At 39.2% G+C, this 10,947-nt stretch carries 11 protein-coding genes; 9 read left to right on the top strand and 2 right to left on the bottom strand.

The window, feature by feature from the left end; genetic code table 11:
• Positions 1–56: 56 nt before the first annotated feature.
• The 5 genes from metF (at position 57) to SJY45_RS09290 (ending at position 4,946) form a co-directional block, all read left to right on the top strand.
• Positions 57–1,010: a methylenetetrahydrofolate reductase [NAD(P)H] gene (gene metF / locus SJY45_RS09310; RefSeq protein WP_215441186.1), complete on the top strand. Its 954-nt coding sequence runs from the start codon at positions 57–59 to the stop codon at positions 1,008–1,010.
• Positions 1,011–1,112: 102 nt separating this feature from the next.
• Positions 1,113–2,177 (top strand): acyloxyacyl hydrolase, encoded by a 1,065-nt coding sequence (locus tag SJY45_RS09305; protein WP_400074243.1) that lies wholly within the window; start codon positions 1,113–1,115, stop codon positions 2,175–2,177.
• A 13-nt stretch (positions 2,178–2,190) separates the two neighbouring features.
• A complete protein-coding gene (locus SJY45_RS09300; protein WP_400074242.1) occupies positions 2,191–3,009 on the top strand; it encodes a head GIN domain-containing protein in 819 nt (272 codons plus the stop codon).
• Between the two features lie 86 nt (positions 3,010–3,095).
• Positions 3,096–4,367 (top strand): serine hydrolase domain-containing protein, encoded by a 1,272-nt coding sequence (locus SJY45_RS09295; protein WP_400074240.1) that lies wholly within the window; start codon positions 3,096–3,098, stop codon positions 4,365–4,367.
• Positions 4,368–4,478: 111 nt separating this feature from the next.
• Positions 4,479–4,946 (top strand): hypothetical protein, encoded by a 468-nt coding sequence (locus SJY45_RS09290; protein WP_400074238.1) that lies wholly within the window; start codon positions 4,479–4,481, stop codon positions 4,944–4,946.
• Between the two features lie 59 nt (positions 4,947–5,005).
• On the opposite strand, the gene gldA is transcribed toward SJY45_RS09290, so the two are convergent.
• Complete coding sequence (gene gldA / locus SJY45_RS09285) at positions 5,006–5,902, bottom strand: gliding motility-associated ABC transporter ATP-binding subunit GldA (RefSeq protein ID WP_400074237.1); 897 nt, start codon at positions 5,900–5,902, stop codon at positions 5,006–5,008.
• Positions 5,903–6,334: 432 nt separating this feature from the next.
• Here gldA and SJY45_RS09280 point away from each other — a divergent pair, with 432 nt between their 5' ends.
• Genes SJY45_RS09280 through SJY45_RS09265 form a run of 4 tightly spaced genes read left to right on the top strand, consistent with a single transcriptional unit; the run spans position 6,335 to position 10,270 of the window.
• Positions 6,335–7,162: a prephenate dehydratase gene (locus SJY45_RS09280; protein ID WP_215441198.1), complete on the top strand. Its 828-nt coding sequence runs from the start codon at positions 6,335–6,337 to the stop codon at positions 7,160–7,162.
• Positions 7,159–8,304, top strand: coding sequence for a pyridoxal phosphate-dependent aminotransferase (locus tag SJY45_RS09275; protein WP_215911824.1), 1,146 nt, complete (start codon positions 7,159–7,161; stop codon positions 8,302–8,304). The genes SJY45_RS09280 and SJY45_RS09275 overlap by 4 nt, the downstream gene beginning before the upstream one ends.
• A gap of 23 nt (positions 8,305–8,327) precedes the next feature.
• On the top strand, positions 8,328–9,188 hold the full coding sequence (locus SJY45_RS09270; RefSeq protein ID WP_289041608.1) for a prephenate dehydrogenase: 861 nt from the start codon (positions 8,328–8,330) through the stop codon (positions 9,186–9,188).
• Entirely contained in the window at positions 9,188–10,270 is a 1,083-nt protein-coding gene (locus SJY45_RS09265; protein WP_215441204.1) for a bifunctional 3-deoxy-7-phosphoheptulonate synthase/chorismate mutase type II, read from the top strand. The genes SJY45_RS09270 and SJY45_RS09265 overlap by 1 nt, the downstream gene beginning before the upstream one ends.
• A 60-nt stretch (positions 10,271–10,330) precedes the next feature.
• On the opposite strand, the gene SJY45_RS09260 is transcribed toward SJY45_RS09265, so the two are convergent.
• Positions 10,331–10,774, bottom strand: a complete 444-nt coding sequence (locus SJY45_RS09260) for a hypothetical protein (protein ID WP_400074332.1) — start codon at positions 10,772–10,774, stop codon at positions 10,331–10,333.
• Between the last annotated feature and the right edge of the window lie 173 nt (positions 10,775–10,947).

Below are 10,947 nucleotides of genomic sequence, written 5' to 3'. Positions count from 1 at the left end.
CCCGAACGCCAAAATATAGAATAAACATTAAAATTCCCTTTTTAGGGGCAGCATACATGAAAATAACGGACCACATTACAAATGCAAAGGGTAAAACTCTATTTTCCTTTGAAATTATACCACCGGTAAAAGGGCACCAGATTCAAGAACTTTATGATAATATAGACCCTTTAATGGAGTTTAAACCTCCGTTTATTGATGTGACCACTTCGCGTGAGGAGTACGTGTATATTGATCGTGACGGGCTGTTGGATAAAAAGTTGACGCGTATGCGCCCAGGTACGGTGGGTATTTGTGCATCCATTAAACATAAGTATGATGTAGATACGGTGCCGCATGTGCTTTGTGGAGGTTTTACCCGTGAAGAGACGGAGTACCTGTTGGTAGATTGCCATTATTTGGGCATTGATAATATAATGGCGCTGCGTGGCGATGCCATGAAGGATGAGAAGTATTTTCAGCCAACCAAGGGAGGGCATACGTATGCCGTAGATTTGGTAAAGCAAGTGCACGAGTTAAATTGTGGAAACTACTTGCATGATACGGTGGATACGGATAATTGTGCCGATTTCTGCATTGGTGTTGCAGGGTATCCTGAAAAACACTTGGAAGCCCCTTCTTTAAAATCCGATTTAAAAAGACTGAAGGAAAAAGTTGATGCCGGAGCGGATTATGTAGTGACCCAGATGTTTTTTGACAATCAGAAATATTTTGAGTTTGTTGATGAGGCCAAGAAAATGGGTATAAACATTCCTATTATTCCGGGTATTAAGCCCATTGCCGTAAAGAGACATTTGCAATTGTTACCGCAGGTTTTTAGGATAGATTTACCACAGGATTTAATTGATGCGGTAGATGATTGTAAGTCCAACAAAGAGGTGCGTAAGGTAGGTGTGGAATGGGCCATTCAGCAATCTAAGGAGTTAAAGGCGGCGGGGGTTCCCGTATTGCATTATTACTCAATGGGTAAGTCCGATAATATTAAGGCCATTGCCGAGCAGCTTTTTTAGAGAACTGATTTTTGTAAGAAAATAAGTCCAACCTTGGGTTTAAAATAACGAATAGTATTAGTTTTGCGCTCCATGAACCCAAGGGTGTTTTTATTTTTTCTAATGTGTGTAGGGACTTGTTTTTCTCAAGAGACCCGCAGAGTACACAGCTACACATTTGATGCGAACCAATTTTATGGTTCCATTATTTTGCACAATCCGGATATTTCGCATTTGATTACGAACCATCCTGCAGGAGTTATTTTGGCTTATAACCGAAAAACTTACGGCCTGGAAGATTGGCAGCAGGGCTACAATTATCCGGATTTGGGAGGTTCTTTTATCTACCAAAATACGAACAGTTCTACACTAGGAGAGGCTTATGGCCTATATGCCCATTTTAATTTTTACTTCTTAAAACGTAACCTTCAATTTCGTGTGGCTCAAGGTTTGGCCTATATGACCAACCCTTATGACCGGGAAACCAATTTTAGGAACAATGCCTATGGAACCAGAATACTGAGTTCTAACTATCTTATGCTTAATTATCACAAGGAAAACTTGTACAAAGGTTTAGGTTTTAAGGCGGGGTTTTCTATCATGCATTATTCCAATGCCAACGTTAAGGCTCCTAATACCTCTACCAATACCTTTGCCTTTAATGTGGGGTTGACGTATACGCTAGAAGGTGAGGAAACCGAATATATCCGTCGTGAAAAGGAAAAAGTTACGGAGCCTATCCGGTATAATTTAATATTTAGAACGGGAGTGAACGAGAGTGATAATATTGGTCATGGCCAATTTCCGTTTTATATTTTTTCCGGTTATGCAGATAAGCGTTTAGGTCGTAAAAGTGCTCTACAATTAGGGACAGATGTGTTTTTTAGTAACTTTTTAAAAGAACTGATAAGATACCAATCCATAGCATTTCCTGAAAACAATATTGCTGCAGATACTGATTTTAAACGGGTAGGTGTTTTTGTGGGGCATGAACTCTTTATCAATAAACTATCTATAGGAACCCAGTTAGGCTACTACGTGTATTATCCTTTTGATTTTGAGGGAAAGGTCTATAATAGGTTTAGTTTAAAGCGCTATTTTGGCGAGAAGGTTTTTGGAGTCGTAAGCCTTAAATCTCACGGTGCGGCGGCGGAAGCAGTAGAGTTTGGTATTGGCGTTCGTTTATAAAGAAACACGGAGTATGGTAAAAGAATTAAAAAATAAGGGAACCAAAATCACATGTTTAGACAATAGTGGGGTTTTGCCGATGTCTTATTTTTTTGGAATTCTTTTTTGTTTGGTAGTATTGGTGTCGTGCAATGGAGAAAATGCATCGGATTGTTTTCAGAGTACAGGTGATATCGTTCGCGAAGAAGTAACGGTGTCCGATTTTACTAAAATCACGGTATATGAAAATGTAACCTTGGTTTTAAAGCAGGGTAATACCCATAAAGTAGAAATTGAAACCGGTAGTGTGCTAAGAAATGAGGTTACCGCAGAAGTCGTAGAAGGGCGTTTACTTTTGCGAGACACCAATGATTGTAATTATTTTAGGGATTACGGGGTTACCAAAATTTATGTAACCGCACCCAATATTACCGAAATACGAAGCAGTACGGGCTGGACCGTCTCTAGTGATGGTGTACTGGCCTACCCGCGATTAACTCTTTTGTCCGAAAGTTTTGCGGATCCGGAAGCTCAAACCACAGATGGAGATTTTGACCTGGAATTGGATGTGCAGACCTTAAGTGTGGTGGTGAACGGTATTGCCTACTTTAAATTGAAAGGTTCTACTAACGATTTGAACTTAACCATTGCCGCCGGAGATTCCCGTATTGAAGCTTCGGGCTTAGTTGCGCAAAACGTAACTATAAATCACAGGGGCTCCAATGATATGTTCGTAAACCCACAATTGTCCATCAAAGGAGTAATCCGTGGGGTGGGCGATGTCTTTAGTGCTAATCAACCCGCAGAGGTTGATGTGGAAGAGTTGTATAAAGGCCGATTGGTTTTTGAGTAATCCTGCATTTGAGTTAAAAGTTCTGTTGGTGAAATTGGTACGGTCACAGATGCAATCTGTAACTTTGCACTGACCAACATTCTGATATGAATCCCATTCTAAAATATATTAAAAATGTATTCGCCAAAAAGCGTATTCTAGGAGATGCACCATCTTTGAATAATCTGGTTACGGCCGATATGCTACTCCAAAGTTTGGTCAAAGAAAATAAAGTTCCTGGGCTGGCAATTACCGTCTTAAAAGATGGGGAGCGTATTTTTCAAAAAGGATATGGTTTTGCCGATATGGAAAAGGAAACTCTAGTAAATCCGCAGTCTTCGGTATTTCGGATAGCAAGTGTCTCCAAGCCTATTGCTGCAACTGCTTTGGCTCATTTGGTTGCAGAAGGAACTATTGATTTAGACGCTTCTTTTTACACTTATGTGCCCTATTATCCAAAGAAAAAATATGACTTTACCATTAGGCAATTGGCTGGTCATACGGCCGGTATTAGAGGATATCGCGGTATTGAATATGGATTGAATCAACCTTATTCCATTAAGGAAAGTATTGAGATTTTTAAAGATGATGAACTCCTTTTTGAACCGGGAACGGATTACCTCTATAACAGTTTTGATTGGGTGTTGATTTCTTTGGCAATGCAGGAAGCCAGTGGGATACCTTTTGAGGAATACGTAGCACAGAAAGTATTGCAGCCCTTAGAAATGAACCATACGTTTTGGCCTGATTTAGATTTGACTCAGCTAAATAAAAACGAATCCAACACTGAATTGGGTACAGCTCTGCCGGGTAAAGATGAACCTGCTCCGGAGCTTATAGAGGAGTCAGGTCAAATACAGTTTGGGTTTGAAGAACCCGAGGAACCAATTCCTGTTGCTCAGTCAGATTTGGAAGAGGGCAAAGAAATATCCCCACGAACTCAGTCAAGATCAAACGATGTGGTAAAATTCTATTCCAAAAACAGATTAGGATTTAGGGAGGCCATTCCGGTAGACAACTTTTATAAACTGGCTGGCGGTGGTTTTCTATCAACTGCTGAGGATATTGCCAGGTTTGGTCAAGCCTATCTGGATGAAGAAGTATTGACTCCTAATCTTGAAGCCGAATTTCTTACAGTGCAAACGGTCAACAATGGTTCAACCTATTACGGTCTGGGTTGGCAAGTAAGCGAAGATGCTAAAGGAAGACCTTTTTATGGGCATGTTGGCAATGGCGTAGGCGGTTATTCCAACTTCTTTGTGTATCCGGAAGAGCAAATGGTGTTTTCCATCTTAACCAATTGTACAGACCCTAAAATTCAACCTGAGTTGGATGCGATTATAGATAAGTTGATTACTTCCAATAATGTAGTTTCATAGTATTTTTTTCGATTTTAATTCAAACGCATAAAAAATTAATACATCCCGTTTTCTGAGTGTTAGATTGTTGTTATCTAGACTTTAATGCCCTAGCTTTATAAAAAAAAAGCTATGAAAAATTTAAAATTAATGGTTTTAACCTTTGGGTTGGGCCTTTTAACTCTGACGATGACCGCTCAGGAAATCACTTCTTTTTCGGGCATGTGGGGCCCAGAATTTTATCAAGATAAAAACAAGCTGACTTGGAAAGAGATTGATAAGATTATGTCGGAGAGTCAAGTTGCTCAGTTAAACTGGGGAAAATCGAAAAAACAAATGGTAGGGGGAATGATTGCCGGAGCAGCTAACTTTGGAACTGCTATTTGGTTTTTGGTCAATGAGAACGACCATAAACCTGTTACGGGGCCTGCAATAGCCTTTGCGGGAACGGGAATAATAGGGTCAATTTTCTTTCATCATTCCATGAAAAACAAAAAGGAAGCAATTTTGAACTACAATGAAAGTGTAGGTAATGGAACTTCGTTCAGGATGGTGCCCGCTGTTAATGAAAACGGAGTTGGGCTAGCTCTGAAATTTTAAAAAAGTCTCACCAAAAAAAAATCCGGAGGTCAATTATTGATTTCCGGATTTTTTTGTTTTCAGGAAGAAGTGAGCTCAGTAAACAAACTCTCCAGGTTTTTGTTTTTACGGCTTAATTGTAGTGTTTTAAGTTCATTGTCATGGGCAAAGTCAAAAACGGCCGGGCGCATATCTTTTGAGGTATTAAAAGTAATTTCATAAACAAAACCGCCTGTATTCTTTACGTGTGTTACATTGGGTAATTTGTTCAGGAAAGCCTCTTCAACCCTATAATCAAACTCTACTTCAATAATTTGTTCCTCTGCATCACGTAGTTCGCTCAGTTTTTTATCGGCTACAAGAACCCCTTTGTTAATTACGAGCACTCGGTCACAGACGGCCTCAACCTCCTTCATGATATGGGTAGAGAGCAATATGGTTTTTTCTTTTCCAATTTCTTTAATGAGTTTCCGTATCTCCAGTAATTGGTTTGGGTCAAGTCCCGTAGTGGGCTCGTCCAAAATAAGTACTTCGGGGTCGTGCAAGAGGGCAGCGGCCAGTCCCACACGTTGGCGGTATCCTTTGGAAAGTTGGCCTATTTTTTTGTGGGCTTCCGGTGTAAGTCCGGTTTGTTCTATGACTTGGGCTATTCTAGACTTGCCCGTTTTGTACACATCGGCATTAAAGGCAAGGTATTCTTTAACGTACATGTCCAAATATAAAGGGTTGTGTTCCGGTAGGTAACCAATACTTTGCTGAACACTTTTTTTATCGTCTTTAATATCGTAGGAATTAACTTTTGCCTCACCTTCATCGGAGGTGTAATAGGTAGTCAATATCTTCATCATGGTTGATTTTCCGGCACCGTTAGGACCTAAAAAACCAACTATCTCTCCTTTTTTCAACTCAAAACTAACATTGTTCAATGCTTTTTGACTTCCAAAGTTTTTGGTGATATTACTAACGCTTATAGACATGGTGGGGTGTAGTATGTAATAATTAGAATGTTGCTTAATACCGTAGGCTGTTATGTGAAACGATATTGTTACTTCAAAAATAAGCAATAAAGTAATATTGTATTTTCTTTATAACAATATCTAAACTGTAGAATTCAAAAAAACATCAATGTCTGACTGCGAGATAAATATAAAATCGAAAAAAATGAGCGCTATCGGTTTTATTTTTAAATAAAATTATTACTTTAGCCCAAGTTTAAGTGTGTTATGACAAAGCAATTCTTTTTTAACGGTTTTTATTTTTACTTCTTTTTTAAGAGAGGTATGGGACTGTTGTAAGATATTGCATGATATAAACAAATTAGAGTCCCGTTATAAACGGGACTTTTTTTGTTCAATACCTATTGGAAATTTCAGGATAAAGTGTGTCAGCACAAGGAAGAAAAGTCAATTATGAAGCTAAAAGTAGCTATTCAAGGAATCAAGGGATCCAACCACCATCAGGTGTCTCGGGAGTATTTTGATGATAATGTGGATTTGGTAGAATGTATGTCATTTGATTTCTTGGTAGATCAGTTACTGCAAAAAAAAGCCGATGTTGGGGTAATGGCAATTGAGAACTCTATTGCGGGTTCGATCATACCCAATTATGCACTTGTGTACCACAAAAACCTGCATATTGTTGGGGAGCATTATTTAAACATCAGCCATAATTTGATGGTGCTGAAAGGGCAAAAAATTTCGGATATAGAAGAGGTAAGGTCACATCCCATGGCTTTACTGCAATGCAAGGAATTTTTTGGTGATCATCCGCATATAAAAATGGTGGAAGATGTAGATACGGCGGAAACGGCAAAGCGTATTCAAGACCAGCAGTTAAAGCATATTGCGGCAATTGCTCCAGAGGTAGCTGCCGGTTTATACGATTTGGACATCGTAGCAGACAACATACAGACTATACAAAACAATGCAACCCGTTTTATTATTGTAAAGACAAAAAATAAAGAGCTTCCAAAAGGCGAAATCAATAAGGCCTCGGTACGTTTTGTAACGGACCACAAACGCGGAAGTCTTGCGGCTGTGCTTAATGTTATGAGTGATTGCAGGTTGAATCTAACAAAAATACAATCATTGCCCATAATAGAGACACCATGGAAATATGCCTTTTTTGTGGATGTAACTTTTAACGATTATAACAATTTTGATAAGGCAAAATCACTGTTGAACATCATGTCGGAAGACTTTAAGGTGTTGGGTGAATATAAAAATGCGAGAATATGATACGTACGGCCAATCGTTTACATACAGTTGAGGAATATTACTTCTCAAAGAAGCTAAGGGAGGTTCGTGGTTTGATGGCCGAAGGAAGACCAATTATCAATATGGGTATTGGTAGTCCGGATTTGGCACCTTCGGAAGCTATAATAAAAAGCATTCAAGAGGCCGTTTTGGACGGTGGTGCGCATCAGTACCAGAGCTACCAAGGTTTGCCGGAATTGCGTGAGGCAGTAGCCGATTTTTATAGCTTAAAATTTGGTGTTACAGCAGATGCAGCTACTGAAATTTTGCCTTTAATGGGGTCAAAAGAAGGTATTATGCACATAAGTATGGCCTTTTTAAATGAAGGTGACATTGCATTGATTCCCAACCCTGGGTATCCAACCTATACATCGGTTACAAAATTGGTAGGAGCAGAGGCAAAATATTACAATCTAACGGCCGAAGGCGGATGGTTTCCTGATTTGGAGGAATTACAGGAGCATGATTTGAGCAAGGTAAAAATTATGTGGACGAGTTATCCTCATATGCCAACAGGTGCAACGGCCACAAAGGCACAGTTTGAGAAGCTGGTAGCTTTTGCCAAAAAGAATGATATTCTTTTGGTAAACGATAATCCGTATAGCTTTGTCCTTAACGATTCGCCTTCTAGTATTTTGGCTATAGACGGAGCCAAGGATGTTGCTTTGGAACTGAATTCGTTGAGCAAGACTTTTAATATGGCCGGTTGGCGCGTAGGCATGGTCTTGGGAAGTGCAGAGCATATTAATGCGGTACTAAAAGTGAAAAGTAATATGGATTCCGGTATGTTCTACGGAATTCAAAAAGGCGCCATTGAAGCCCTAAAAAGTGGGCAAGAGTGGTTTGATAAATTGAATGAAGTATACACTTCAAGAAGGGCATTAATGTATCAATTAGCGGATAAGTTGAACTGCACGTATGATACAAAGGCCGTGGGCATGTTCCTTTGGGCAAAATTACCGGAAGGAAGCAAGTCTGCAGAAGAATTTATAGACGAGGTGTTGTATGATAAAAATCTTTTTATAACACCTGGAACTATTTTCGGAAGCAATGGTGAAGGGTATATACGTTTCTCTTTATGTGTTACGGAAGATAAAATTAAAGAAGCAATTAGTCGGTTTTAAACGGACAAATTAGAGTTTATAAAATGAATGTTTTTATAGTAGGTGTTGGGTTAATAGGAGGTTCCTTTGCAAAGGATATTAAACGTCTACGTCCAGAATGTAAAATTTACGGAATAGATACCAACGAATCGCATTTGAGCGAGGCCTTAAGTTTGGGCTTTATAGATGTAGCCTCTAGTTATGCAGACTTGGCAATTGCGGATATGGTGATTGTGACTATTCCGGTAGGAGTAATGGTTACGGAGCTTCCAAAGATATTGGATGCAGTTAATGATGATTGTGTGGTTTTTGATGGCGGATCAACCAAAAGTTTAATTTGTAAAACATTGGATGCGCATCCAAAGCGAAGAAACTATTTGGCGGCACACCCCATTGCAGGTACTGAGTTTTCGGGCCCGTCTGCAGCAATAGAAAATTTGTATGCAGGAAAGACCAACATTATCTGTGAAGTTGAAAAAACGGCATTTAAGCTTCAGGAAAGGGCTTTAGAACTTTTTCAACAAATAGGAATGCGGATTCGGTATATGAATCCAGAGGCGCATGACAAACACATTGCTTACGTGTCGCATTTGTCACATATCAGCGCTTTTATGTTGGGAAAGACGGTAATCGATAAAGAGAAAAATGAACGTGATATTTTTGACATGGCGGGGAGTGGTTTTGAAAGTACCGTAAGGCTGGCAAAGAGTTCTCCGGCCATGTGGACGCCCATTTTTGAACAGAACAAAGAGAATGTGGTCGAAACTTTGACCGAATATATACAGAACCTTCAGGAGTTTAAACAACTTCTGGAAAAAGGAGATTACACGGGAATTTTTAACGAAATGAACGACACTAATAAAATAAAGGAAATTTTAAACGGAATACCACTAAACAAGAAGTAATGGAGAATTCAAAAGAAATGAGAACATGGTTGGATGATATGGGTTTAGACCATCCACTAGTAATAGCAGGGCCATGTAGTGCTGAAACCGAAGAACAAGTGTTGCGTATTGCTCACGAGTTAAAAGATACCGATGTAAATTACTACCGCGCGGGTATCTGGAAACCAAGAACACGACCAGGAAACTTTGAAGGTGTTGGCGCACTTGGTTTAAAGTGGTTACAAAAAGTTAAGGCGGAAACAGGATTGAAAACAGCCACAGAGGTAGCCAATCGTGCACACGTAGAATTGGCACTTGAACATGATGTAGATCTATTGTGGATCGGAGCACGTTCAACGGTTAGTCCTTTTATCATGCAAGAATTGGCAGATGCCTTGGAAGGTACGGATAAGATTGTATTGGTTAAAAACCCGGTAAACCCGGATTTGGCCTTGTGGTTAGGTGGTATTGAGCGTTTGCATACCGCTGGAATCAGAAAATTGGGAGCTATCCATAGAGGTTTCTCTACCTATGAAAAAACAAAATATAGAAACATTCCTGAGTGGCAATTGGCTATTGAGTTCCAGAACAAGTTTCCAGATTTGCCATTGATCAGCGATCCATCTCACATTACAGGTAAGCGAGATATGATTTTTGATGTATCTCAAACCGCACTTGATCTAAATTTTGATGGTTTAATGATTGAAACACATTTTGATCCAGACAATGCATGGAGTGATGCTGCACAGCAAGTAACGCCAGCTAAATTGGTACAGATCATGAAAGATTTGAAAATCAGAAAAGAATCGGATAGTGAAGCGGAATACAATGCTAAATTAAGCAACTTAAGAGCGCAGATAGATATTCTTGACAATCAGTTGATAGATACTATGGGCAAGCGTATGAAAGTTTCTGATGGTATTGGAGAACTTAAGAAAGAGAAGAACGTAGCGGTATTACAGTCTAACCGTTGGAACCAAATCTTAGGAGCTATGATCTTAGAGGGTGAAGCTCGTGGTTTAAGCGAAGAATTCGTTCTTAAAATGTTCAAGGCCATTCACCAAGAGTCTATCAATCATCAAGAGAAGATTGTAAACGGATAGTGCAGATTATATTGCATGTATAAAAAAACGGCTTGTTGAAAAACAAGCCGTTTTTTGTTTTTAATCTCTTTTGAAAACATATCGTGTAATGAAAATTCCTTGAGAATCGCTATCGCCGGCATCGGCCTCTACACCACTGGTCACGAAAATAAGTTCCCAGCCTTCTTTTAACATATCCGTAAGTTTTGATGAGATAACGGCATCGTTGGCAGCTATATTCTGAAAACGGATACCGGCAATATTATAAAAGTTAAGGAGCTTGGTTTCTTCAAAATTCTTTACTCTAATATTACCTCTTTTAGATTTGTTACGGGTATTGTCATCTTCGGTCTGCTCAGAAGTAAATTCCTCAAAATCCTTATCCTCTTGCGCATCAATAATTCTCGACCTGCCCAATCCACTAGGAACAATGGATTCAACACTGGTAATTATTTTTATCTCCTGCGCGTTTACGTTAAAAGTTGTGGCAATCAAAATAAGGGCTATTACTACTATTTTTTTCATCATATAAATTTTAAGTTATGCTAATAAGGACAACAGGAACTCATAAAAGGTTGCATTAAAGAGAAGTAAATTAGGAATGGGTCAAGTAATTTTTTGCGGCAATATCCTTTAAGACAGCCTGTTTTACACGGATAGTATGAAGTAAAGTTGTTTCTTTGTAATGAAATTGAGAA

It is taken from the genome of Zobellia russellii, assembly GCF_044597075.1.
Classification (GTDB): domain Bacteria; phylum Bacteroidota; class Bacteroidia; order Flavobacteriales; family Flavobacteriaceae; genus Zobellia; species Zobellia russellii.
The sequence above is the reverse complement of the archived record's forward strand: the minus strand, read 5'-3'. Positions and strand labels throughout refer to the sequence as shown.

Coding starts and splice junctions, on each gene's coding strand:
- metF (WP_215441186.1), top strand. CDS start 57: ATGAAAATAACGGACCACATTACAAATGCAAAGGGTAAAACTCTATTT.
- SJY45_RS09300 (WP_400074242.1), top strand. CDS start 2,191: ATGGTAAAAGAATTAAAAAATAAGGGAACCAAAATCACATGTTTAGAC.
- gldA (WP_400074237.1), bottom strand. CDS start 5,902: ATGTCTATAAGCGTTAGTAATATCACCAAAAACTTTGGAAGTCAAAAA.
- SJY45_RS09265 (WP_215441204.1), top strand. CDS start 9,188: ATGGAGAATTCAAAAGAAATGAGAACATGGTTGGATGATATGGGTTTA.
- SJY45_RS09270 (WP_289041608.1), top strand. CDS start 8,328: ATGAATGTTTTTATAGTAGGTGTTGGGTTAATAGGAGGTTCCTTTGCA.
- SJY45_RS09305 (WP_400074243.1), top strand. CDS start 1,113: ATGTGTGTAGGGACTTGTTTTTCTCAAGAGACCCGCAGAGTACACAGC.
- SJY45_RS09260 (WP_400074332.1), bottom strand. CDS start 10,774: ATGAAAAAAATAGTAGTAATAGCCCTTATTTTGATTGCCACAACTTTT.
- SJY45_RS09295 (WP_400074240.1), top strand. CDS start 3,096: ATGAATCCCATTCTAAAATATATTAAAAATGTATTCGCCAAAAAGCGT.
- SJY45_RS09280 (WP_215441198.1), top strand. CDS start 6,335: ATGAAGCTAAAAGTAGCTATTCAAGGAATCAAGGGATCCAACCACCAT.
- SJY45_RS09275 (WP_215911824.1), top strand. CDS start 7,159: ATGATACGTACGGCCAATCGTTTACATACAGTTGAGGAATATTACTTC.
- SJY45_RS09290 (WP_400074238.1), top strand. CDS start 4,479: ATGAAAAATTTAAAATTAATGGTTTTAACCTTTGGGTTGGGCCTTTTA.